Annotated in this window: 22 protein-coding genes and 2 tRNA genes; 6 read left to right on the forward strand and 18 right to left on the reverse strand. The window is 65.3% G+C overall.

Annotated features, from left to right (window positions below; genetic code table 11):
• Window positions 1-7: 7 nt before the first annotated feature.
• The 7 genes from C3E79_RS07985 to C3E79_RS08015 all read right to left on the reverse strand — a co-directional run bounded on the left by C3E79_RS07985 (window position 8) and on the right by C3E79_RS08015 (window position 7,174).
• Complete coding sequence (locus C3E79_RS07985) at window positions 8-796, reverse strand: ABC transporter ATP-binding protein (RefSeq protein WP_108404437.1); 789 nt, start codon at window positions 794-796, stop codon at window positions 8-10.
• Window positions 793-1,770, reverse strand: coding sequence for a FecCD family ABC transporter permease (locus C3E79_RS07990; protein ID WP_108404438.1), 978 nt, complete (start codon window positions 1,768-1,770; stop codon window positions 793-795). The genes C3E79_RS07985 and C3E79_RS07990 overlap by 4 nt, the downstream gene beginning before the upstream one ends.
• On the reverse strand, window positions 1,771-2,697 hold the full coding sequence (locus C3E79_RS07995; protein WP_235840610.1) for a FecCD family ABC transporter permease: 927 nt from the start codon (window positions 2,695-2,697) through the stop codon (window positions 1,771-1,773).
• 135 nt (window positions 2,698-2,832) lie between these two features.
• Window positions 2,833-3,738: an ABC transporter substrate-binding protein gene (locus tag C3E79_RS08000; RefSeq protein WP_108404440.1), complete on the reverse strand. Its 906-nt coding sequence runs from the start codon at window positions 3,736-3,738 to the stop codon at window positions 2,833-2,835.
• Between the two features lie 85 nt (window positions 3,739-3,823).
• Window positions 3,824-5,377, reverse strand: a complete 1,554-nt coding sequence (locus C3E79_RS08005; protein WP_159078261.1) for a hypothetical protein — start codon at window positions 5,375-5,377, stop codon at window positions 3,824-3,826.
• A gap of 289 nt (window positions 5,378-5,666) precedes the next feature.
• On the reverse strand, window positions 5,667-6,272 hold the full coding sequence (locus C3E79_RS08010; protein WP_146183380.1) for a DUF3558 family protein: 606 nt from the start codon (window positions 6,270-6,272) through the stop codon (window positions 5,667-5,669).
• Window positions 6,273-6,355: 83 nt separating this feature from the next.
• Window positions 6,356-7,174 carry a serine hydrolase domain-containing protein gene (locus C3E79_RS08015; RefSeq protein ID WP_108404443.1) on the reverse strand — a complete coding sequence of 273 codons (819 nt, stop codon included), beginning with the start codon at window positions 7,172-7,174 and terminating at the stop codon, window positions 6,356-6,358.
• Between the two features lie 69 nt (window positions 7,175-7,243).
• Here C3E79_RS08015 and C3E79_RS08020 point away from each other — a divergent pair, with 69 nt between their 5' ends.
• A complete protein-coding gene (locus tag C3E79_RS08020) occupies window positions 7,244-8,842 on the forward strand; it encodes an AbgT family transporter (protein WP_412778858.1) in 1,599 nt (532 codons plus the stop codon).
• A 292-nt stretch (window positions 8,843-9,134) separates the two neighbouring features.
• Here C3E79_RS08020 and C3E79_RS08025 read toward each other — a convergent pair whose 3' ends face one another.
• The 3 genes from C3E79_RS08025 to C3E79_RS08030 form a co-directional block, all read right to left on the reverse strand.
• Entirely contained in the window at window positions 9,135-9,635 is a 501-nt protein-coding gene (locus C3E79_RS08025; RefSeq protein WP_159078262.1) for a hypothetical protein, read from the reverse strand.
• Between the two features lie 72 nt (window positions 9,636-9,707).
• Complete coding sequence (locus C3E79_RS11400) at window positions 9,708-9,878, reverse strand: hypothetical protein (protein ID WP_158268482.1); 171 nt, start codon at window positions 9,876-9,878, stop codon at window positions 9,708-9,710.
• A 602-nt stretch (window positions 9,879-10,480) separates the two neighbouring features.
• Window positions 10,481-10,554, reverse strand: a tRNA-Ile gene (locus C3E79_RS08030).
• A gap of 147 nt (window positions 10,555-10,701) precedes the next feature.
• Between C3E79_RS08030 and C3E79_RS08035 the strand changes: the two genes are divergently transcribed.
• Window positions 10,702-10,774: transfer RNA gene (locus C3E79_RS08035), tRNA-Asn, on the forward strand.
• Window positions 10,775-10,830: 56 nt separating this feature from the next.
• Window positions 10,831-11,112 carry a hypothetical protein gene (locus tag C3E79_RS08040; protein WP_146183381.1) on the forward strand — a complete coding sequence of 94 codons (282 nt, stop codon included), beginning with the start codon at window positions 10,831-10,833 and terminating at the stop codon, window positions 11,110-11,112.
• 27 nt (window positions 11,113-11,139) lie between these two features.
• Here the strand turns inward: C3E79_RS08040 and C3E79_RS08045 are convergent, their stop codons facing one another.
• Together C3E79_RS08045 and C3E79_RS08050 are read right to left on the reverse strand one after the other, a co-directional pair.
• Window positions 11,140-12,072: a Ppx/GppA phosphatase family protein gene (locus C3E79_RS08045; protein WP_108404447.1), complete on the reverse strand. Its 933-nt coding sequence runs from the start codon at window positions 12,070-12,072 to the stop codon at window positions 11,140-11,142.
• Complete coding sequence (locus tag C3E79_RS08050) at window positions 12,069-12,614, reverse strand: DUF501 domain-containing protein (protein WP_108404448.1); 546 nt, start codon at window positions 12,612-12,614, stop codon at window positions 12,069-12,071. Before C3E79_RS08050 ends, C3E79_RS08045 begins: the two co-directional genes overlap by 4 nt.
• Before the next feature lie 107 nt (window positions 12,615-12,721).
• On the opposite strand from C3E79_RS08050, the gene fmdA reads away from it, so the two are divergent.
• Window positions 12,722-14,110 (forward strand): formamidase, encoded by a 1,389-nt coding sequence (gene fmdA / locus C3E79_RS08055; protein ID WP_108404449.1) that lies wholly within the window; start codon window positions 12,722-12,724, stop codon window positions 14,108-14,110.
• 124 nt (window positions 14,111-14,234) lie between these two features.
• On the opposite strand, the gene C3E79_RS08060 is transcribed toward fmdA, so the two are convergent.
• The 3 genes from C3E79_RS08060 to C3E79_RS08070 all read right to left on the reverse strand — a co-directional run bounded on the left by C3E79_RS08060 (window position 14,235) and on the right by C3E79_RS08070 (window position 17,057).
• Window positions 14,235-14,759 carry a septum formation initiator family protein gene (locus C3E79_RS08060; protein ID WP_108404450.1) on the reverse strand — a complete coding sequence of 175 codons (525 nt, stop codon included), beginning with the start codon at window positions 14,757-14,759 and terminating at the stop codon, window positions 14,235-14,237.
• 201 nt (window positions 14,760-14,960) lie between these two features.
• Window positions 14,961-16,235, reverse strand: a complete 1,275-nt coding sequence (eno, locus tag C3E79_RS08065) for a phosphopyruvate hydratase (protein ID WP_108404451.1) — start codon at window positions 16,233-16,235, stop codon at window positions 14,961-14,963.
• A 69-nt stretch (window positions 16,236-16,304) separates the two neighbouring features.
• A complete protein-coding gene (locus tag C3E79_RS08070; protein WP_108405122.1) occupies window positions 16,305-17,057 on the reverse strand; it encodes a lytic transglycosylase domain-containing protein in 753 nt (250 codons plus the stop codon).
• 302 nt (window positions 17,058-17,359) lie between these two features.
• On the opposite strand from C3E79_RS08070, the gene C3E79_RS08075 reads away from it, so the two are divergent.
• Both C3E79_RS08075 and C3E79_RS08080 read left to right on the forward strand, forming a co-directional pair.
• A complete protein-coding gene (locus C3E79_RS08075; RefSeq protein ID WP_108404452.1) occupies window positions 17,360-18,856 on the forward strand; it encodes a carboxylesterase/lipase family protein in 1,497 nt (498 codons plus the stop codon).
• Between the two features lie 45 nt (window positions 18,857-18,901).
• Window positions 18,902-20,713 carry a flavin-containing monooxygenase gene (locus C3E79_RS08080; RefSeq protein WP_108404453.1) on the forward strand — a complete coding sequence of 604 codons (1,812 nt, stop codon included), beginning with the start codon at window positions 18,902-18,904 and terminating at the stop codon, window positions 20,711-20,713.
• 111 nt (window positions 20,714-20,824) lie between these two features.
• Here C3E79_RS08080 and C3E79_RS08085 read toward each other — a convergent pair whose 3' ends face one another.
• The 3 genes from C3E79_RS08085 to C3E79_RS08095 form a co-directional block, all read right to left on the reverse strand.
• Window positions 20,825-21,718, reverse strand: coding sequence for a 3-hydroxyacyl-CoA dehydrogenase family protein (locus C3E79_RS08085; RefSeq protein WP_108404454.1), 894 nt, complete (start codon window positions 21,716-21,718; stop codon window positions 20,825-20,827).
• 42 nt (window positions 21,719-21,760) lie between these two features.
• A complete protein-coding gene (locus tag C3E79_RS08090) occupies window positions 21,761-22,549 on the reverse strand; it encodes an enoyl-CoA hydratase/isomerase family protein (RefSeq protein WP_244280430.1) in 789 nt (262 codons plus the stop codon).
• 143 nt (window positions 22,550-22,692) lie between these two features.
• Complete coding sequence (locus tag C3E79_RS08095; protein ID WP_108404456.1) at window positions 22,693-23,598, reverse strand: LysR family transcriptional regulator; 906 nt, start codon at window positions 23,596-23,598, stop codon at window positions 22,693-22,695.
• Window positions 23,599-23,609: the final 11 nt, after the last annotated feature.

The raw sequence follows: 23,609 nt of genomic DNA on the forward strand, positions 1-23,609 counted from the left end.
GGAAAATTTAGCGGTAAGGCACGGGCAGGCGGCGCCCGGTGTCAGGGTCGGTCACGCTCAGGCATTCGATGCCGAAGACATCGCGCACGAGCTCGGGCGTGAGCACCTCCTCGGTGGGGCCCGCCGCGACGATGCGCCCGTCGCGCATGGCCACGACGTCGTCAGCAAAGCGCGCCGCCTGGGTCATGTCGTGCAGGACCATCACCACGGTGCGGCCTGTGGCCTTGAGCCCGGAGACGAGGTCCAAGATGGCCACCTGGTGGGCGGGGTCGAGGTAGGTGGTCGGCTCGTCGAGCAGCAGCACCGGGGTCTGCTGGGCCAGCGCCATGGCCACCCAGACGCGCTGGCGCTGCCCGCCGGAGAGGTCCGTTGCCGGGGTGTCCAACAGCTGGCCCACCCCGGCGCTATCCGCCGCCGCCTCCACGGCGGCGTGGTCAGCGCTGGACATGGTGGCAAAGCGCCCCGTATACGGGTAGCGCCCGTAGGAGATGACGTCGCGCACGCTCACCCCCTCCGGGGTGACCGGCTCCTGGGCGAGGAAAGCGACCTCGCGGGCGAAGGAGCGGCGGGAGTACTCGCGGATGTCGCGCCCGCCCAGGCAGATCCTCCCCCCGGTCGGGGCGAGCTGGCGCCCCAGCGCCTTGAGCAGGGTCGACTTCCCGCACCCGTTGGGGCCGATCAAGGCGGTGATCCGCCCCTCGGCGAGGGTGAGGTCGATGCCGTCGATGACGGGTTCTGCGGCGTAGCCCACCTGGAGGTTCGTCGCGGTATAGAGGGCTGGGTTATGGGGGGTCATGGCTTCCTTTGCATCCGCATGACAAGGGAGACGAAGTAGGGCGCGCCGACAATCGCGATGAGAGCGCCGACGGGGATCTCCGTGGGGGCAAACATCCACCGTCCCACCGCGTCGCAGGCGGTGACGAGGATGGCCCCGCCGAGGGCGGCGACCGGGACGCAGCGCAGCGCCTGGGGCCCGACGAGCAGCCGGGCGGCGTGCGGCACGATAAGGCCGGCGAACCCGAGCACGCCGGCGGCGGCGACGGCGGCGGCTCCCAGCGCGATCGCGCAGAGCACCGCGACCGCCCGCCACCGCGCCTCGGCCACGCCCACCCCGGTCATCGTCGCGGAATCGAGGCCGAGCATGTCGATGTGGTGGGAGAGGACCAGCACGAGCAGGGTGACGGCGATGACGACGGGGCCGGTGACTGAGGCGTCGACAAGCGTGCGCGCGTAGAGCGAACCCTTAAGCCACGTCATCGCCGCCCCGGCCTCGGGCGCGGCGCGCACGAGGAGGAGCTGGGTGAGCGCCGCGAGGCCGACGGAGACGGCCACGCCGGTGAGCGTGAGCCTGATCGGGTCGCGCGCCCCGCGCCCGGCCAGGGCGAAGACGGCAAGGGCGCCGAGGAGGGCGCCGACAAAGGCGATCGGGGTCAGCGCCTGGGCAGGAAGCGCCCCGAAGCCAAGCAGCGCCGCCACGGCCGCGAGCCCGCCGCCCGCGGTGACACCCACCGTGTCGGGGGCGGCGAGCGGGTTGCGCAGCGCGACCTGGAGTAGCGCGCCGCTGACCGCCATCGCAGCGCCGGCGAGCATGCCAACGACCACGCGCGGCACGCGGTAGCGCCACAGCAGCGAGCCGCCGCCGACGAATTGGTCGTAGACCTCGCCCAAGGGCATGGTGACCGCGCCAATGGCGAGGCCGAGGAAGCCGCTGAGCCCAAGCAACACCACGAGCAGGGCGATGACGAGGCCGAAGCGAGTGCGCGAGTACATCTATCGCCCTCCCTTGCGCAGGGTGGATATCCCCCACAGAAGCAGCGGCACGCCGGCGAGCGAGGTCACAATCCCCACCGGGGTCTCCGCCGGCGCCCACAGCGCCTGCGCGAGAGCGTCTGCAACGAGCAGGACGACGGCGCCGACGAGCGGGGCGGCAACGAGGCTGAGGCGGTGGCGGGTGCCACACACCCGCTGCGCGAAGGTCGCGGCCATAAGCCCGAGGAACCCGATGGGGCCCACGGCCGCGACGGCCGGGGCGACGAGGAAGACAGCCATCGCGATGGCGACGATGCGCAGCCGCTGCGGGTGGGCGCCGACGGAGGCCGCCGTCTCATCACCCGCGGCGAGCAGGTCGAAGCCGCGCCCCATCGCCAGCGCCAGCGGGAGCATGAGCGCGGCGGCGATGGCGCAGGCAGTGACCTCGGGCAGCCGCACTCCCCCGATCCTGCCGGAGAGCCAGGAGAGCACTGTAGCCAACTGGGCCTCGTCGAGCACCAGGAATATCGAGGTCAGTGCGCTAAAGAGCGCGGAGACGGCGATGCCGAGCAACACCATGCGCTGGATGGATGCCGCCCCGGCGAGCCTCGCGGTCTTCGAGCCAAGGCCCAGGCCGACGGTGATCGCCGCGGCGAGCGCGCCGCCGAGGAAGGCCCCCGGCAGCACGCCGAGGCTCGACTGGCCCATCCCGGCGGTTGTCACCGCCACCGCACCGAAGGCCGCCCCGGAGTTCACCCCGGTGATCTCCGGGTCTGCCAGGGGGTTGCGCGTGGCGGTGCGCAAGAGCACTCCGGCAGCGCCGAGGCTTAGCCCCACGACCGTGGCGGTGAGCAGCCGGTCGCGCATGACCGCAAGGACTTCATCAGCGAGCTGCGGGGCGCTGGCCGGCACCTCTACCGCGCTGAAGCGCCACGCCCAGATAGCCACGATGGCCGCAACGCTGACAATCGCGCACAGAGCGGTGCGTGCCGCTGGGCTTGCGGTGCGTCGCTTTTCGATGGGTCGTGCGTGTGCGATCTGGGCGGGCGGCATGTCGGGGCGGGTGCGGTTCCTTGTGTGGACTTAGTGCTTTGCGGTCTCGATGATCTGGTCCAGCATGGCCTCAGCGGCAAGCGGGCCGCGCGAGCGAGACCAGGTGTCCTGCTCGACCTCGACGATGTTATCGACCACGCCGGCGTACGGGCTGGCCTTGAACCCTTCGATGTCGTTGTAGAGGTACATCACGTCGAGGTTCATCTCGGGCAGCTTGTCTCCGGTGAGCTCTGCGACGTCGGTCTTGGACTCGATCGCGCTCTTGTCGCCAGTGTAGCCATAGTCGTAACCAGCGGCGGTGAGCAGGGATCCAGCAAACGACTGCTCGATCCATGTGTAGAGCAGGTCGTCGGACCAACCGACCAGCGCGGCACGGGTGCCGGGGGCGACGGCCTGCTTCGCCGTGTCGATCTTGTCTTCGATACGGGAGCGGACATCCTTGGCCTTGGCCGGGGCGTCGCCGCCGACGATCTCTGCGATGGAGTCCATGGCGTCGAGAACGTCGGTGTAGGTCGCATCCGAGTAGGACTCGGTTCTCGCGATCTCGCCGAGCTGGCCCATGATCGCTTCGTGGCGGGTCGGGCTTGCGAGGATGAGGTCCGGCTCGAGGGACTGGATGACCTCGAGGTTGGGCTGCTTGGCCTGGCCGACGGAGGTGATGCCGTCGAGCTTGCCCTTCAGCGTGGCCGGGGCGGAGGATTTACCGATTTCCACGATACCGACGGGTTGGACGCCGATGGCTTCGAGGATCTCCTCGTAGCGCCAGTCGAGCGCGACGATGCGTGGGGCATCGTCCTTTCCTGCCGCGGCGTCGGGCGCGGGGGCGCCGTCGGTGGTGGAGCAGGCGGTGACAGTTGCGGCGCCGAGCAGTGCGGCGAGGAGCAGCGCGATCGCACGGAGGCGATTTAGCGCAGAGTTTTGTAACGAAAATGTCATGCAGTCATGTCTACTACACTAAGGGTAGCCTAAGCAAGGCTGTGCTTAGTTGGGGAGGTTTTCCCAGTTAGCTGACCGCCGTGCGCTACCTCGGCGCACGCACCGAGTCCCCGATGACGTCCGGCAGCACCGCCGGGGCGTCCCCGAGGAGCGCCTTGAGGTTGCCGTTTCGCTCCACGGTGCTCGTCACGGCACGCACCTTGCGCTTACGGCCGCCACCGCTTGTCGACGCCCCTCCCAGCCCCGGAGCACCCATCACCGCCCCGCGTTGGCCCGCGTTCGCGCCCGACCCTGTCTGCCCCGCACCTCCCGCGACACCGCCGGCACCGGCGGCGGACGAGCCCGGCGCGGGCATAGCCCCGGCGCCAAACGGAGCCGCCGGCCCTGCCGCCCAGCCGGGGAGCGCGCCCGCGGCACCGGAGAGCGCCTTGCTCATCCCCGCCCCGGCGATCACTCCCGAGGACGCCCCGAAGGACGAGCCCAATGCCGGTGACCTCCCGGAGCCGCCTCGCCCCGCCGCACCGCCGAAACCGGCAGGTCCCAACCCGGCACCCAATCCTGACCCGGGACCCGAACCAGGCCGGGTGCCCGCAGCGCTCATTCCCCCGATTCCGTGCGGAACCGCGCCGCCGAAGAGCCCCGATCCACCCGCCGGAATCGCCGGGCCGGGTCCCGCAGCGCCGGCAGCTGCCGCCGGCGGGGGCAGAGTGGCCACGTGGGCCGCCGCCTCCGTGGGCAGGCTACCTGCCGAAATAGCATCCATGACCTGCGGGGAGGCGTGCCCAAACTGGTCAACCACCTGCTGCGGGGTCTCCGCATAGGCGAGATCGCCGTAACCGTGTGCGGCAAGCGCATCGCGCACGACGGCCGGCAGCGGGTGGCTCTCAAACCCCGGCGCCTGCGGGGTGGTCAGCGCACCGGGATCAAAGGTGGTCCCCGGCATCGCATCGAGCGGCGGGAGCAGCTGGTTGAACCCCGGCACGGTCGGGATTAGCCCCGCGTTGAGGCGCGGAGGAAAGGCAACGAGGTAGGACTGCTCCAAGACCGGCTTGAGTTTGAGCGGCGCAGCCATCCACGTTGCGTGCGCCGCCGCGGCGGCAATCTTTTCCGCCGAGGCGACCGTGGCGAGGTTACCCGCATGCACCCCCATCGCCGTGGCGTGGGCGGCGTAATGGCCACCGGCCCACTGGATCCGGTTCACCCGTTCAATGGCCTGGCGCACCCAGTCGGTTTCCGCCGAGCTCGAAAGCGCAGCAATGACCCCACCGAGCTCGCTGACCACGCCCGTGATCTCGGCGGCGGTCGCCTGCCACTGCCCCGCCTCGGTCATCGCGCGAGTGGGATCCGTGGCCTGGAACTGGCCGTGGAGCACCGGCAGGCTCGAGACGAATCCCGCCACAGGCGTGGCAAACAGGAACGGATTCGTCGTCGGGTTTTCTACCTGCGCGGCCTTCATGCTGGCGTCCACCGAGGCCGCCGACTCAGCGAGCTGGTTCTCAAGCCCGATCCGGCTTACCAAACGAGAAAACGTGCTATCCGTCCCCGTCACGCTATCGAGGTTGGCCTCAAGCAGCAGCGCAGTATCCAACAGGTGAGCGCTGAGCGCTTTCGTGGCCTCGGGCTGGCTTACCGACGACACCCTCCCATGCGACAACCCCGACTGATCCAGGCCGGTGACGGTAGAGAAACCGGCGAGGCTCAGTCTTCCGGAATACGCCACATCCCACTGCTTTGATGCCGCGATTTTGCGTAATAGGCTTATCGCACTTTCGACACTTTCAACCTCTAGATGGACAGACATGGTCGGCTCCCCCCTGTTAGAACCACGAAATCAGTCGGGGTTCGACGCCCCGAAGCTCCAAGTACAGTGAGATTTTAAGCGGACGGCGCACGGTCTGTCACGGATTGGGGTCACACTTCAGTGACACTCAACCGGCCCTGTAAAGCCTGCCCAAAATCCGCCCCGCCTCCGCACACAAATAATCAGGAGAGTCATTTTTTCTTAGGGAGCTGACTGTAACCGACAGAGTGCCTCTATCTGTTTCCACTCCAACGTCACAGATGTCTGTACGACCATTAGGCGGCAAGAATGCAAATGCACCTGGAACATCTGAGGTTGGCGTGCCCACAGGAAGCGATTCTGAGAGAATCAAATCCTTTGGCACAGCATTTGCCATAATCCCTTTGGTTAAGTAAAGGTTGTCGCTTTCGATTTCACAACCGGATACGAATTGCTGGTCCAGCAATACATTCGAACCGCGGTCCGCCTTCACCAACCCCGCCTCCGCAAACTCGGCATCGGAGATTTCGGTGCATGGGTCGAAAAGGTTGTGCTTGACGTGCTCAGGGTCGAATGGCCCGATCACGAGGTCGCCGCTGTCGAAGTGGAATGCGGGCGCCTTCCCGGCGGAGGGTTCGGCAGCCGGGGCCGCGGTCGCCAACCCCTCAGGCGCCGTCCCCTCGGGCGTCTCCCCGCACCCAGCCACCAGCCCCGCCGTGACACCAAGCACGGCCCACATCGCAACACGCTTCACCCCGAGCCCCCGTTCCTTATCGCTCCCCCTGACGGAACCGATTGTGCCTGTGCACTGCGGAACCGGCAACCGCCGCGCCCCGCCTACAGCTCGTTAAACAGCGCCGCGTTCGTCTCTTGCCACAGCGGCTTCGCCCAGTCTCCGAAATCGCGGTCGGTGAGCACCACCATCGCGGTCCCCGCATGTGGGGAGTTCGACCACGCGGGCACAACCCACAGGTAGGTTCCCGACATGCCGAAATGCCCGACGGTGTCGGCAGGCATGTTGTCGCCGAGCCAGTGCGGGGTTTTCTCCCCTTTGATCTCAAACCCGAGGCCCCACGGGCAGGGCTTGTGCATGCCGTAGCCGGGCACGATGCCCATGATGTCGCCGAACTGGTTGGAAAAGGCGTCGTTTAGCGTCTCGCGGGCGAGCAGCGTGGGCGCGGCGAGCTCGGCGGCGAAGGAGCGCATGTCGCTAAGCGACGCCCTGCCGCCATGCCCCGCCGACCCATAAATTTCCACCGTGTCCATACCGAGGGGGTCAAAGACGCCGAGTTTGGCGTACTGCCCGAGCGTCATGCCGGTGCGCTCGGCGAGGAAGTCGGCGAGGATCTCGAAGCCTGCAGAGGAGTAGATGCGCCGCTGTCCGGCGGGTTTTCGCTGCTCGCGGGCGTCGAAGGCGACTCCGGAGGCGTGGGAGAGGAGGTGGCGGACGGTGGAGCCTGGGGGACCGCAGGCGTCGTCAAGCGAAAACGCCCCCTCTTCGACCGCCATGAGCACGCTGTAGGCGCTGAGCAGCTTGGTCACGCTCATGAGCTCGAAGACTCGACCCGGGTCGCCGAAAGAGGCCTCGACCGTGCCGACGAGCGCGGCGGAGACGTTTTCTGCAGGCCAGCCTGCAAAATATCGGGAGAGATGCATGCGGCCTATGGTACGTGTCACACGGTTTTAGTAGAGTTTTCTCGTACCAAACTCACTAAGGGAGGCCGTGTGGTGACGGAGTCAAGAAAGACGACGGAAACAAAGCAGGAGCCAGGGGGCTTCCTCGGCGCAATTGAGAAGATCGGCAATAAGCTGCCGGACCCGTTCTGGCTCTTCGTCATCCTCTCCGGTGTCGTCGCGGTTGTCTCGTGGATCGGCAACACGGCCGGGATGAGCGCCACCGACCCGTCTACGGGCGAGACGATCAAGGTCGAATCTCTCCTCACCGCGGAGAACCTCTCCCGCATGGTGACGGACGCGGTGGAGAACTTTGTGAGCTTCCCGCCGCTCGGGGTCGTCCTCGCCGTCATGCTGGGCGTCGCCGTCGCGGAGTACTCCGGGCTGCTGGCCGCCATGATCCGCGCCATGGTGAGCCGCGTGGGCCCGAAGATGCTCACCTTCATGATCGCGCTTGCCAGCGTCACGGGCTCCGTGGCCTCGGATGCGATCTACGTCATCGTCATCCCGCTCGGCGCGATGGCCTTCAACGCGATAGGCCGCTCCCCGATCGTCGGCGCAATGGTTGCCTTCGCCGCCTCCAGCGCCGGGTTTAACGCCTCGCTCATCCTCAACGTCACCGACCTTCTGCTCGCGGGCATCTCCACCTCGGCAGCGCAGCTTGTCGACGCCTCATATGAGGTCTCCCCACTGGCAAACATCTTCTTCGTCATCCCCTCGGCGATCGTGCTCTCCCTCATCATCACCGCAGTCACCGAGTTCTTCGTGGATAAGAAGGCCCAGGAGCTCATCGACCACGATGAGGTCGAGTTCGTGAGCAACAATGACGAAGACTCCGAGCCCAACGACTCCGACCCCACCTCCAATGGCGACCTTTCCCTTTCCGCCACCGAGGCGAAGGGCCTAGGCTACGCCGGCGCAACACTAGCTGTGTTCTTCGTGCTCTACCTCGTGGCGCTGCTCGCGCCCTTCTCCCCCTTCGCCCGCCCGGAGGAAGGGTTCATGGAATCCCCGCTCATCCGCGCCATCGCCGTTCCGATCGCGCTGATGTTTTTCCTCTGCGGGCTTGTCTACGGCCGCGTGACCGGCACGATCTCCTCCCCTGCCGACATCCCCGACATGATGGCGAAGGGCCTAGGCACGATGCTGCCGATGGTGGTGCTCTTCTTCGTCGTCTCCCAATTCCTCGCCTGGTTCCAATGGTCCAACCTGGGGCCGTGGACCGCGATCCACGGCGCTCAGCTCCTCGAGAGCTTGAGCTTGCCCAAGATCGCCCTGTTCGCCGGCGTCGTACTCATGGTTGCTGTCGTGAACCTCTTCATCACCTCCGGCTCGGCCCAATGGGCGCTCATGGCGCCGGTGCTTGTTCCCATGATGATGTACGTCGGCGTGGCCCCCGAGGCCACACAGATGCTCTTCCGCATGGGTGATTCCCCCAGCAACATCATCACCCCGATGTCGCCCTACTTCGCCCTGGCACTGACGTTCCTGCAGCGCTACTACAAGAAGGCGGGCGTGGGCACGCTCATGTCGCTGTCCCTGCCGTATGCGCTCTCCATGCTGCTGGGCTGGTTCATCTTCTTCATGATCTGGTACTGGATCGGCATCCCGCTCGGACCCGGCGCGCCCATGGAGTACCAGGCGGGGTAGGCGTTTGGCCTGGGAGGCAAGGCGTCGTACATGGCTCGCGTATCTGGGTCCATCAGCCCGAGATCGGCCCACGTCTCAAACTCATCGATCGCCCCGGCCGGCATACCCGTGAGCGCGCGGAGCTTGTCAACGGCCCCGCGCTTTCGCTCGCTCAACTCAGCGTTGTTGGTGGAGTTGAACTCCAGCCTCATTGTCGCCTCCCGGGCATCTCCACTCCCCGCTGATCGGGATGACCAATACCCATGGCCGCATGGACAATGGCAATCACCCCGCTTGGGTGCCGACCCGAGAGCTACATCGGCGAAATGATCCCGCTGAGGATGCACAGCCCGACCGCCACGACCGCGATGAGCGCCCACCTGCGGTCCATCGGCGTTGGCTTCGGGTCGCTGCCCATCCCCCACGCCACGACGTCGTACCCGCCGCGCAGCATTTCCTTGAGCTCGGCGTTCGTCTCCGCGCGCTTTTCCCACTGCTCGAGGGCCTTGCGGTCCTTGCTCTCGCAGGAGCGCCACCAGGCCCCGGGGAGAAGGATGCCCGCCCCGGCAAGGACGCCACTGACGGCGTAGGCGAAGCTCTGCGGCGCTACGAGCGTGCCAAAGATCACAAGCCCTCCGAGCGCGATGCTCGCCCAGGACCACGCGGAGCGGCGCTGGACCTGGGCGTGGGTCCGTCCCCTGGGGTCCTCAACGTTCGCGCCGGGGCGAGATTCCGGCACCGCGGGTGCGGGTGCATAGTAGTTGTTCACCGTGACGGCGATGGGAACGCTGCCTCGATCGTCCACTGGGTTCATTCTTCCGCCTCCACTGCTGACTCTACTGACACTACTGACGCTGCTGAAGGGCCTGTGCGGTCACGTGTCATTCTACGCCCCTCCGACGCCGGCGCTACGGGCGATGAGATCGACAATCGATGGAACGGCAGCGTCGATCGTGCGGGCCATCGCCTCAAACTCTGCGCGGGGCCTGCCCATCGGATCCGGTATGTCGAGCGAGCTCGAGCGCTTGACGGGGTCGCGCAGGGGCTCGAAGCGCACTGGCAACCTCGACCCTGATCTCGGGCCGCGGGGCCACTACCTTATGCTCAGCCCGATGACACCCTCGATGGCACGATGAAGGTCTTAGCTGGGTATACGACACTCCCATGTCCGGCACCTCCTCGTACTCGCCCGCGCAGTCGGTCTACGCGGACGCTGCCGGGCTTTACGCTCTGCAACTGGTTAATATCCTGGGCCGCAGGCTGATTGCTCTTGCTTACGGATCAGTGAAAGCATATGGCGTTCCAAGCCCTTTGTCAGGACCCAAAAGTAGATAAACGCGGCGTTAACCTGCGGCACCCGTTACCAGGTGACCAGGCTTCGTTTCGGGGGAGGTATCTTCTACGCCTGTATATAAGGTATCCCCGAACGTTAGGGGTTGTTTTTTACACGGAGAGCAAGCATGAGCGGGCGCGCGATCGTGTACCCGATACGTACGACGACAACGGAACGCAACCCATTATTCACCTATAGTTCATTTAGTAAGGTGCACTCCACATCCCGGCATCAATGAGACCAATCACGAAGACCGCACCTCGCCCCCTAGACTTTCACCCTAACCCCAAAGCCAAAAGCCCGCGCCTCCTTCGGCGCGGGCATTGTGGGGCCAGCGGGGCTCGAACCCGCGACCGACGGATTATGAGTCCGCAGCTCTAACCGACTGAGCTATAGCCCCAAGCTGTACATCGCTGCGTTGATTATAGCGGCTCCCCCATTCGTCCCTTAATCTCCTTCACGGGGCGTCAATTGCGGACCTGAACACGCGATTTGTTACCTAGTGGCACAGGCGCTAAAGTAACTATCCGTCGCACAGCGAACACTTTCCTCCATAGCTCAGTTGGCAGAGCATTCGACTGTTAATCGAAGGGTCACTGGTTCGAGCCCAGTTGGAGGAGCACTTATCCCGGCAGGTAGTTCTCTGCCGGGTTTTTCGTTATGTACGATGGTGCGCATGATTCAATTCGTCGTCGGAGCAGCCGCCGGGTACGTGTTCGGCACGAAGGCAGGCAGGAAGCGCTACCACCAGATTGTTGATGCCTCACGGGCCGTCGCCAATTCGCCCGTGACCAGGCAAGTGGTCACCTCGACCCGCAAGGCGCTAGCGAACACGCTCGACCCCGAGCCGCGGATGCGCGAGGTAGAAGACCTCAGGTCCAAGCGCCGGATGCGCGGGAGGAAGAACTCCGAGACGGCGCAGCCCCAGGACAAGATCTACGAGCCCGACGAGGATTAGGCGCTAGAGACCGCTCGAGACTGGGCACTAGAGCAGTGCGGTGACGATGCCGTCGAGAAGATCTTTTTCGCTGATGACGAAACTGCTGCACCCGCCCAGCCGCTCGGTGGCCTCCATAATCTCCTCGACAACAAGCGCGCCCGAGGCGATGACGTCCTCGCGGCCCGCGCTGATCGCGGGGATGGCGGCGCGCTGCTCCGACGTCAGCTCCCGCAGGCGCGCGGTGGTTTCTCGAACCTGCGCGAAGGAAAGCTCCGAGCAGTGGATCTTCATCGGGTCATACTCCTCGAGCCCCTGCACCAGCGCCGAGAGCGTGGTAAACGTCCCCGCGCACCCCACGAGGGTGCGGGGGCGCGCGAAGTCAATAGCCTCGTGGGCGCTGCCAAGCAAGCCGCGTACGTAGGCGCGCGCGGCGGCGTCTTCCTCGCGCGCGGGAGGATCCGAGCGGAGGAATCGCTCCGTGAGCCGCACGCACCCCATCTGGGTGGAGATCGCGGCGGCATCGGTGACAAACTCCGTGGATCCCCCGCCGAGGTCGATCACGCAAAACGGCCCGCGGGCAGGGTCGATATCCGCCGTCGCGCCGGCGTACGAGAGCGCCGCCTCCTCCTCGCCGGAGATCACCTCGGCTCTCGCCCCCGGCTCAATCTGGCCCAAGAGCTGCGCCGTCATGGAGAAGAAATCCTCCCGGTTTGCCGCATCGCGGGTCGCCGAGGTGGCAACCATGCGCACGCGCTCGACACCGCTCGCGCGCATCTCCTCGACGTAGGCCGCGAGCGCGGCGCGGGTGCGCTCAATCGCTTCGGGGCTGAGCATCCCATTCTTATCGACGCCCTGCCCAAGCCTCACGATCTCATTACGCCGAGCGATCTCGGCGCGCGTGCCATCGTTGCCCTCCCGGACGATGAGCAGGCGAATCGAATTAGTACCGCAATCCACGGCGGCGACGGTTCGCGTCACACCAACCCCTCCCCCGCCTGCTCCAGCGTGATCCCGAGGTCCGCCAGCGTGGGCCACTGCGCCGGAACCGCCGAGCCGCGCAGGCCCGCGTGCTCGGCGGCCAACGCCACCGCCTCGGTGCCGAAGCGGACCCGGCCGGGCCCCTCCGCCAGCGCGTAGGCGATGAGCACGTGCAGGCACTTCACCCGGTCCGGCATCCCGCCACCCGAGAACTGGGTGCCGAGGTCTTCGATGGCGTTGCGCTGCGCCAGGTAGTGCTCGTGGGCAGCCTTGTAGTCCGCCGCCAGCTCCTCGTCGGCGGCGAGGCGCTGCTCCATCCACTTCATCACCTGGGCGACCTCGAGCCTGCTCGCCTCCGCGGTGAGTCTCGGGTCTGTGAGGTAATAGAGGGTGGGGAAGGGTGTGCCGTCGTCAAGCTTGGGCGCCGTCTTCACCACCGCAGGCTGGCCGTCGGGCGTGCGGTAGGAGATCTCGAGCACGCCGCGAGGCGCGCGGCCGAGCTGCTGGGCGACCGTTTCGAGGTCTTTCTCGGTGGGGGTCATGGTTGGAGATGTTACCCGGGCCGCGGTGTGTGGAAAATGGCACGCCAGCGCACCCTTTTTCTAATATTTAATAGGTATGTGAATGTGAGCTCCGCTACGGTATAGACATGGCAGACCACACCTATACCCTCGATTCCTCCCGCCCCTTCGATCAGCAAGACGTCGTCGGGCACAACCGGTGGCACCCGGAGATCCCCCCGATCATCAACGTCAAACCCGGAGAAACCGTCTACGCCGAATCACGCGAATGGTTCGACGGCTACATCAAGAACGACGACAACGCTCACGACATCCTCACAGTCCCCTTTGAAAAGCCACACCAACTCTCCGGCCCATTCCGCATCGAAGGCGCGAAGCCCGGTGACCTGCTCGTTGTCGATCTTATCGACGTCGGCCCCCTCAGCGAATCCGACTCCCCCGGCGAACTTGCTGGCGAAGGCTGGGGCTACACAGGCATCTTCGCAGCGAAGCACGGCGGCGGATTCCTCTCCGAATACTTTCCCGACGCCTACAAGGCGATCTGGGACTTCTCAGGGGGCAAGGCCACCTCTCGGCACCTCCCGGGAGTGTCGTTTTCCTCCATGTGCCACCCCGGTGTGATGGGCACGGCCCCGAGCCCGGCGATGCTCGCTCGCTGGAACAAGCGCGAATCCCAGCTCGTGGCCAGCGACCCCCACAGGTTTCCTCCCCTCGCCGTCCCCCCGCAGCCGAAGGGAGCCACGCTCGGGTCGGTACCCGAAGCCGACTACCCGCGCATCTCGCGAGAGGCCGCGGTGACCGTCCCGCCCCGCGAAAACGGCGGGAACATGGACATCAAAAATCTCACCGCAGGCAGCCGCATCTTCTTCCCGGTATTCGTCGAAGGAGCCAACTTCAGCTTCGGAGACCTCCACTTCGCACAGGGGGACGGTGAGATCACACTGTGCGGCGCCATCGAGATGGGCGGGTACGTGGAGTTTTCCGTCGACATCATCCCCGACGGGATGAACACCTATAAGTCCAGCGGAGCTCCGATCTTCGTCCCCGGCAATCCCGGGCCGCAGTACTCCGACTGGCTCACCTTCACCGGGCTCTCCATCACCAACGAGGGCGAGCAGCGCCACCTCGATGCCACACTGGCCTACCAGAACGCGGTGAAGCACTGCATCGATTACCTCACCGTCTTCGGCTACACGAAGGAGCAGGCGTTCCTCATCCTCGGCGCAGCACCCATCGAGGCGCACTTCTCGGCCGTCGTCGACTACCCCAACGCCTGCGCTACCCTCTACCTGCCCACGGAGATCTTTGACTTCGACATCCGCCCATCCGCCACAGGGCCGCACCACATCGGCGACCCGGTGCCCACCCCGTTCGCCTCCGCAACCTCACTGGGCGAAAGCGACATCGTCAGCGGCGTCGCCGCGGGAGACTCCGAGCGATTGGCGCTGGTCAAGCAGCTCGCCGGGGCCGACGCGGTGCTGGCAGGAACGGCCTTTAGCGCCTGGCACCGCCACTAAAAACCAAGCCCGAGGATGCCTGCTCTGCCGAGGGGATACCGGCCAGCCGCCCGCGCGCTGCCTCGTGCCAGCAGACGGCCCCACCATGAGACCCCTCCCCTGGCTCTCTCCTCGCCGAGCGGCCCTATTCCGGGGCTCGCTCCTCGCCCGGCACCTCGCGCAGGCTATCCCACATCACCTGCACCCACGAGCGCTCATCCGGCGCCGCCTGGGTGGTGATGCCCTCGCCCTGAGTCATCCGCGGATCAATGATGCGCCACGCCGTCTCCCCCGGTTCGAGCACTCCGAGGCGCCTACGTGCCTCCTGCTTGATGTATTCGGGGTCCTGATACTTGGCAATGTCCCCCTCGAGGTCAGACTTGCGCTGCTCGAGGGCCGCGATCGAGTCGTTGAGCCGCGCGATCTCGCTACGCCCTTCGTAGTAGTTGCGTAGCGGCACGGCAATGGCAAGGAGCACCGCGAGGATCACCAGGATGAGTATCACCGTGCTCGTGAGCTCCTGCGGCGAGGCTTGCCGCTTCGCCGCTTTCTGCTGCGAGCGGTTGCGCTCAGCCTTCTCGCGCTCGCGCGAGGCCACGGGAACAGTCGTCGCCCTCGGGCGGCGCGGCGTGCTCTCCGGTTTGCCCGGCGGTGTGGCGGGTGTGCTCATAGTGATTGCTTAGTGTAGCCGCTGCCGCGTGCGGGTGGCTTAGCCGCGGCCCATTCTGCCCGCCCTCGACCGATGACATCGGTGACATACAGCGCGCCCCCGATGTCACGTTTCCCAGGTCGCAACCGGACGCGGTGTCACTGATGTCACTGGGCCCCGGGCGACGACCGTGCCGGCGGGCACCGCCCGGGGCTCTAGCGCTTACTTAAAGCGCGGGAAGGCGGAGCGGCCGGCGTAGACGGCGGCGTCGCCAAGCTCCTGCTCAATGCGGATGAGCTGGTTGTACTTGGCCACGCGCTCGGAGCGCGCGGGCGCACCGGTCTTGATCTGGCCGCAGCCGAGCGCGACGGCGAGATCCGCAATCGTGGTGTCCTCGGTCTCGCCGGAGCGGTGGGACATCATCGTGCGGTAGCCGTTGCGGTGGGCGAGATCGACCGCGTCGAAGGTCTCGGTGAGGGTACCGATCTGGTTAACCTTCACCAGAAGCGCGTTGGCGGCCTTCTTCTCAATGCCCTCGGCAAGGCGCTTCGGGTTGGTGACGAAGAAGTCGTCGCCGACGAGCTGGACCTTCTCCCCCAGCTCCGCGGTGATCTGGCTCCAGCCTTCCCAGTCGTCCTCGTCGAGCGGGTCCTCGATAGAGACGATCGGGTAGCGCTCTACGAGATCGGCATAGACCTTAATCATCTCGGCCGCCGAGTGCTTTCCGCCCTCGAAGTTGTACACGCCGTCGGCGAAGAACTCGGAGGAGGCGACGTCGAGCGCGAGCGCGATGTCCTCGCCGAGGGTGTAGCCGGACTTCTCCACGGCCTCGACGATGAGGTCGAGCGCCGCCGCGGTGGAATCGACGGACGGGGCGAAGCCGCCTTCATCACCAAGCCCGGTGGAGAGGTTCTTGGCCTTGAGCACGGACTTGAGCGCGTGGTAGACCTCCGCGCCCATGCGCAGGGCCTCGTGGAAGGACTCGGCGCCGATCGGGGCGATCATGAACTCCTGCACGTCGACGCCCGAGTCGGCGTGGGCGCCGCCGTTCAAGATGTTCATCATCGGCACGGGAAGGATGTGGGCGTTCGGGCCGCCGATGTAGCGGTAGAGCGGCAGGCCGGCGGACTCGGCGGCCGCCTTGGCCACGGCGATGGACACGCCCAGGATCGCGTTGGCGCCGAGGCGGGACTTGTTGTCGGTGCCGTCGAGCTCGATCATCGTGAGGTCGATGAGGCGCTGGTCGTCGGCCTCGATGCCGGCGATCGCATCCGCGATCTCCTCGTTGACGTTCTCGACGGCCTTGGCAACGCCCTTGCCGCCGTAGCGCTCGTCCTCGTCGCGTAGCTCGTGGGCCTCGTGGACGCCGGTGGACGCGCCAGAGGGCACGCCGGCGATGCCGTGCGCGCCGTCGTCGAGGAAGACCTCCGCCTCGACCGTCGGGTTGCCGCGGGAATCGAGAATCTCGCGGGCGAATGCGTGGATGATGTCAGCCATTACTACTCCTTGGTGCGTGGGCACGGTTACACCCCCAATTGTTCCAGAGTTTCCCGCGCCGCGGGCGCCCTAGCGGTGGGCGGGTTGATTCAGGGCGTAGTTGGCGGCGGCGTCGCGGACCTTGACCACGTAGTCGTTGGAGTTGTTGTAGCTAAAGACCGCGTCGCGCCACCCCTCCGGGGTTGCCAGGTCCCGCCCGTGGGAGCACAGGAGGTTCGCCGCGGCCAGCGCGGCATCATCAATCTGCTGCGGGTTAGCCTCCCCGTCGCCGTTGGCGTCCCGCCCGAGCTGGGCCCACGTCCCGGGGATGAACTGCATCGGCCCGACGGCCCGGTCAAAGGTGGTATCGCCATCGAGCGCGCCGCCGTCGGTATCGCGGATTTCAGCAAAGCTACCGCTCCCGTCGAGGGGAGGGCCGATGATCGGCGGCTTCGCAAACCCGTCCGGATCGAGGCGGGTCCCGTCGAAGACGTGCCCGGTGTAGGTGCCGTGGCGGGTTTCCACCCAGCCGATGCCGGCGAGCGTGTTCCACTGGAGGTGGCATCCCGGCCAGGCGTCCCGGGCAATGAGGGCGGCGTTGGCGTAAGCACGAACGGCTTGCGGGTCCACAGCGGTGCGCTCGGCGATCAGGGAAGACCACTCGATGAGCCCGTCAGCAGTGCGACCCGGCCCGTGGACGTCGATAAGCGGCGGGCCCTGGGCCGCTGCAGGCGGGACGTCCGCAGGCACGGGCTGACGGGTCGTCGGCGGCCCGGCGGAGGTCGCGAGAGAGAAGATCCACCCGGTCAGCGCGATGATGAGCACGATAGCGGTGACGACCATGACCACGCCGGCGCACCCGCAGCCGGCGGCGATGGTGCCGGGGCGGCCGGGGTCGTACCGGTGATTAGTCATGGGCGCACATGGTAGCAAGCCTCGCCCCGGCTTGAGCACCCGAGGCGTCGGCAGATGGTTAAGTACTTTCGCGCAAAAATCCTATCGATTTTATCATGAATCCAACCCGTGGCCCGAAAGTATGAGACTTGGCTCACAAGCCGCGCTATGGTTCCCATAGGCTCTCACCAAACGCCCCGCACCCTCCCCCACCGCGGGCTGGGCGCGGGCGTCGAGAAGAAAGGTAATTAGTGACTACGATCCACGTTGCGGGCGCGACGATCCACGGCACCGAGGTCGAAGCCTTCGGCACCACGGTCAACGCCTTCTACGGCATCCCGTATGCCCAGGCCCCGGTCGGCACACGCCGCTTTTTGGCACCCACCCCCGCCACACTCCCCGCCGAGTTCCACGCCACCGCCTACGGGCCTACCGCGGCGCAAAAACAGTACCCCGATGCCGCCCTCGCGCTGATGGACAACCCCATCATCGAAGGCGAAAATAGCCTCAACCTCAATATCTGGACCCCCGACACCGCGGGGTGCGCGCCGGTTTACGTCTACATCCACGGCGGCGCCTACCGCAACGGCTCCGGCGCAGGCGAGACGATTAGCGGAACCTCCTTTGCCGCCAACGGCATCGTTACCGTTACTTTGAACTACCGCCTCGGCGCCGAAGGCGGCATCCAGCTCGCCGACGGCACCTCGAACAACATGCTGCGCGACCAGATCGCCGCACTTACCTGGGTGCGCGACAATATCGCCGCGTTCGGCGGCAACCCCGACCACGTCGTTGTCGGCGGCGAGTCAGCCGGCGCCATGAGCATCGGCGCACTCCTGTCCTCTCCGCAGGCGAAGGGGCTCTTCCACGCTGCGATCATGGAATCAGGCGCCACCCACAACGTCGTGAGCCAGAAAGCTGCGCTCGCTGCAGGCGAGCGCTTCGCCGAAGTTGTCGGCAAAGAGCCCACGGCCGCGGCGCTTGGCGAACTCTCGGAAGAAGAGGTACTCGCAGCCTCCGCCTCCGTCGAAGCCGAGCTCGGCGCGTCGGCGGACACCGCGCGCTACGCTGACCTCGCTGCCAACAGCATGACGTGGCAACCCAGCGTGGACGGTGATGTCTTGCCGCGTCACCCACTCGATGCGCTCGCCGCCGGAGAAGCCCTCGATGTGCCCGTCCTCATTGGCACAAACCAGGACGAAGGAACGCTCTTCGTCGCCGGGCTGGGCCGCTACACCTCGGCAACGGAGGAAATATTGCACGCTGCTGTTGTTGCCAGCGGAGCGGCCAACCCGGACAAAGTTGTCGAGCTCTCCACCAGCCCGGATAATCCACACGCGGGGGAGAGCCTGACAACCTTTGTTGACATGTGGAAGTTCCAGCTCCCGCTGCACGCTTTCCTCGAAGGGCGCGCAGGGTACGACTCCCCGACTTACCGGTATAAGTTCACCTGGCGCTCCGAGAAGTTCGGCGGTGCACTCGGTTCTTTCCACACCGTCGAACTACCCTTCGTATTCAACACAGTTGCGACCGAGTCAGGCAAGCGCATCCTCGGCGAGGGACTTCCCGCCGCAGTCTCAAAGGCGGCTCACGGGGCATGGGTATCTTTCATCAAGACCTTCGATCCCGGTTGGAGCCCCTATAACTCCGGCGACACGACAACGACCGGCGTGTTCGACGCCAACGGCCTGCATATTGAAGCAGACCTGGACAAAGACACGTTCACGGCCTGGCAAGGCCAGCGCTAAAAAGTACTACCCTTTTATCTATCCCTACACAAGGAGAATTCACCCATGTCTGAGACCGTTCGCTCTGAAGAACTACAGCGCAAGTACGCTGCGGAACGCGACAAGCGCAAAGCCGCGCGCGGCTCGAAGGAAGAGGATTACGTCCGCCTCGAAAAGGTTATCGACCCTGACGCGCAGGACCCCTACAAGGCCGTCGAGCCGCGCGAGCCGCTGAACGACGACGTCGAGGTTACTATCATCGGCGCTGGTTGGGCGGGGCTGATGTCCGCCGCGGAGCTGCGCAAATCTCACCGCAAGATCCGTATTCTCGACCAGGCCGGTGACTTCGGCGGCGTATGGTACTGGAACCGCTACCCCGGCGTCATGTGCGACACCGCCTCGGTGGTCTACATGCCGCTTCTCGACGAAACGGGCTACAAGCCGACCGAGAAATACGCCCACGGCCCGGAGATCTTCGCTCACGCACAGCGCATCGGCCGCCACTTCGACCTGTACAAAGACGCCTACTTCCACACCCGCGTCACTGACCTGCGGTGGGACGAAGCCGCCAAGCGCTGGCGCATCACCACCAACCGCGGCGACGAATTTACCTCCCAGTTCGTGAGCCTCGGCCTCGGTGCACTCAACGTCCCCCGCCTCCCCTCCTTCGAAGGTATGAAAGACTTCAAGGGCGACTGGTTCCACACCGCACGCTGGGACTATTCAGTCACCGGCGGAAACCCGGAAGGTGCTCCGCTAGACAAGCTTCACGATAAGACGGTGGCCATCATTGGCACGGGCGCCACCGCCATCCAGATCGTCCCCGAGCTGGCTAAGACCGCGAAGAAACTACTGGTCATTCAGCGCACCCCGACCGCTGTCGACGTACGAGACAACGGGCCTATCACGTACGACTGGTGGGATGAACTCACCCAGCAGGAGGGCTGGCAGCAGATCATCTACGACAACTTCCTCGACCTCGTCGAAGAGTACAAGGTGGGCAACTTTCCGCCGGAAGGCACCGTGGACCTGCTCGATGACGGCTGGACCAACATCGGCATCTCCTTTATGGAAAAGATCCGTTCCATCGAAGGCGAGCTCACCCCAGAGAAAATCAAGGCCGCAACCATCGAATGGGACGATGAGATGCAACAGCGCATCCGCGATAGGACTGACGAGGAGATCGCCGACAAGAAGACAGCTGACGGGCTCAAGGCGTGGTACCGCCGCTGGTGCAAGCGCCCCGGCTTCCACGACGAATACCTCGAGACGTTCAACCGAGATAACGTCGAGCTTGTCGATACAGACGGACAAGGTGTGGGTCGTATCACCGAAAACGGCGTGGAGGTTCTGGGCGAAGAATACCCGGTAGACGTCATCATTTACTCCACCGGCTTCCACTACAACCGTAACGCTTCAAAAGACGCGTTCTTCGACATCGTGGGCCGCAACGGGGTGGTGCTGCGCGACAAGTGGAAAGACGGAATGCTCTCCTACATGGGTTACTTCTCCCGCGATTTCCCGAACCTGTTTTTCCAACAATCGGTGCAGGCGGCGTTCCTCACCTCGAACGTCTCCCAAAACTACGCCGAGGGATCGCGCGCGCTGCGCGCCGTGGTCGATCACACCCTCGACGCAGGGAAGACCACCTTCGAGGCTTCTCAGAAGGCTGAAGAGGAATGGGTACACATGATCGAGACTGAAGGTGAGGTTGCCGACGACCCGGAGTGCACACCGGGCTACTACAACAACGAAGGCAAAGAGATCGGCCTCGAGCAGAAGCGATCGATCGGCTACCCGAAGGGTAAGAAAGCGTTCTTCGACTTGGTGAAGGACTGGCGCTCCCAGGACGAGCTAGCCGGCATCGAGATCGCCTAGGCCACACCGAGTAAGAAGGCCCCTACCACAGGCACATGCCCTGTGGTGGGGGCCTTGACTCATGGAAGGGCTTGCCAGCAACGCAATTCGGCGCGCTGACAGGGCCGATCCCTAGACGTCGCTCGGGCGAACCTTGTTGCCTTGCTCGTCGTAGACGTACCAGCCCTGACCGGTCTTCTTGCCGTAGTTGCCGGAGTTGTACATCTTCTCCAATACCGGCGACGGCAGGGAGTCTTCCTCACCGGTCTGGTCATACTCGGCCTTGCGGATGAGGTAGGCCACGTCGATACCGACCAAATCCATCAGCTCGAAGGGCCCCATCGGGTGGCGCAGCGCAGAACGCGCGGCGGTGTCGATGTCTTCGAAGGATGCGTAGCCGTCTTGATAGAGCTTTAGCGCCTCGGTGCGGATCGCTGCGAGGAGGCGGTTGGCTACGAAGCCCGGGATCTCCTTGCGCACGCGGATGACGTCCTTGCCCATGGCGACGGCGAGGTTTTCTACGGCCTCGAGTGTTTCCTGGCTAGTCTGGTCGCTTCCGACCACCTCGCACGCCTTCATAACGAGTACCGGGTTGAAGAAATGCATGTTACAGACCTTCTCCGGCCGCGAGGTGGCATCGGCGAGGCGGGAGGAGACGATGTTGGAGGAGTTCGTCGCCAAGATGGCGTGCTTCGGGGACTGCTCGTCGAGCTGCGCGAAGACCTTGCGCTTGATGTCGATGTCCTCGACGGCAGCCTCAATGACGATGTCGGTATCGGCCACCGCCTCGGCCTGGTTCGTGGTCAAGGACAGGCGCGCGAACGCGGCATCGACGTCCTCACGGGTGCGGCGACCCTTTTCGACGTCACGATCCATGCGCCGGTGCAGCTCGTCCTTCGCGGCGCTCAGGGCGTCTTCCGAGATGTCAACAATAGACGTCGTAAAGCCTGCGAGCGCGGCGACGATGCCGATCTGGCGGCCCATGGTGCCGGAGCCGATAACTGTGACCTTCTCAATATCCTTCATAATTCCTCCTGAATCGGGTGTCGTGTTTTTTGGGGATAGAAGCTAGTGCTGGCCGCGCACGGAGCCGAAGTCGGGGTGGCGCTTGTCCAAAAACGCGCTGGTGCCCTCCTTCTTCTCCGCGGTGGCGTAGAGCACGGACTGGGCGAGGCGCTCAATAAACAGCCCCGTCTCCTCGTCGACCTTGGCGCCGGCGGCGACGACCTTGCGGGCGAGGTTGACCGCGGTCGGCCCCTTGCGGCGGATACGCTCCGCAACCTTCTCGGCCTGCGCGATCAAGGTTTCTTGATCCGTCAGGTACGTCACCAGGCCGGCCTGCTTGGCCTCCTCGGCGCTGATGCGGCGGCCGGTGATGATCATGTCCAGCGCCAGCCCGCGCCCCGCCAAGGTGACAAGGCGCTGGGTGCCGCCGGCGGCGGGCATGATGCCCAGGCCGGTCTCCGGCAGGCCGAAGACCGCGTTGTCGGAGGCGACGCGGATATCGCAGGCGAGCGCGAGCTCGCAGCCGCCGCCGAGGGCGTAGCCGTTGATGGCGGCGATGGTCGGCTTCGCAAAGGCGGCGAGCCTGCTGTAGGTGCGCTGCATGTAGGCCTCGAGCCCGTCGAGCGCCTGGCGGGCGGCAAGTTCGTTGATGTCCGCACCGGCGACGAAAGCCTTCTCCCCTGCCCCGGTAATAATAATGACATCGACGCTCTCATCATCCTCGATGTCGTCGAGGTGCGAGTTGAGCGCGGCCAAAACCTCGCGGTTCGCCGCGTTCATCTTGTCTGGGCGGTTGACCGTAAGCGTCGCCACACCGTCCTGGTCGTTTCGTATCACAGTCGCTTCTACCATGTACTCTCCCATCGTTTCGTCGTTCTCCTTGGCCTTTGCAAGGAAGGACCCGGGTGTGTGTTTCCTCACCCCCGGTGACCTTTCAGCCTAGGTTTACCTGCCCCCGGTGCGTCCATAATCGCACGATTGTTACCCATTGGGCATTAATTCTCCCCGGGCGGGAACAGCTCTTCGGCGCAGGCGAGCAGGTTCGCAAATGCGGGGTTGTTGTTATCCTTCTTCCATGCCAGCTGGACGTCGATAAAGCGGTCATCGTCAAGCAGCCGCATGTAATGGAGTTGAGACCTGTTGGTGTTATCGCGCACGCTATCAAGGGTGAGCGCGACACCGAGCCCAGACGCGACGAGAACAAGCTGCGTCCAGGAATCCGGTGCGCTAGAGCGCACTGTGGGGCTAAAACCCGCCCGGCGTGCCAGCACGGAGACCCTGGATTGCAACGCGGCACCAGGCCCGCCGCGCAGCACCACCCACTCCTCCCCAGCGAGGTCGGCAACCCGGATCGCCTCGCGGTGCTCCCGCGCCAGGGGGTGGGACTCCGGCACGACGGCTACGATCTCCTCGCGGAAGAGATTGGTTGCGGAGATCTCCACTGGAAGTGAGGTCCACCGCCCGATCATGCAGTCGATCTCCCCGGTTCGCACTTTCTCGAGCCCTTGGGCGGAGAGCAACGCGGAGTGGAGATCGAGCGAGACTCCGGGGTATTTCGCGCTCACGGCGCGGACCAACCCGGAGACCGCTCCCCGCACCGAGGCACTGGCGAAGCCGAGCCGCACCACCCCGGTGGCCCCGGAGGCGACGTCCCGGGCTGTGCGCACCGCCGAGTCGGAGGCCTCAACAAGCCGTTTCGCCGGTTCGATCAGCGCCGCGCCCGCGGCAGTGAGCTCGACCCGGCGGGTGCTGCGGTCAAACAGCTGCACCTTGAGCCGGCGCTCGAGTTGCCGGATCGTCCTGCTCAGGGGCGGTTGAGCCATGTTGAGGCGGTCTGCGGCCCGCCCGAAGTGTAGCTCCTCCGCCAGGACCAAAAACGCCCGTGCTTCTGCCACTTCCATCGTTGTCTCCC

Origin of the sequence: Corynebacterium liangguodongii (assembly GCF_003070865.1) — a bacterium.
Taxonomy (GTDB): domain Bacteria; phylum Actinomycetota; class Actinomycetes; order Mycobacteriales; family Mycobacteriaceae; genus Corynebacterium; species Corynebacterium liangguodongii.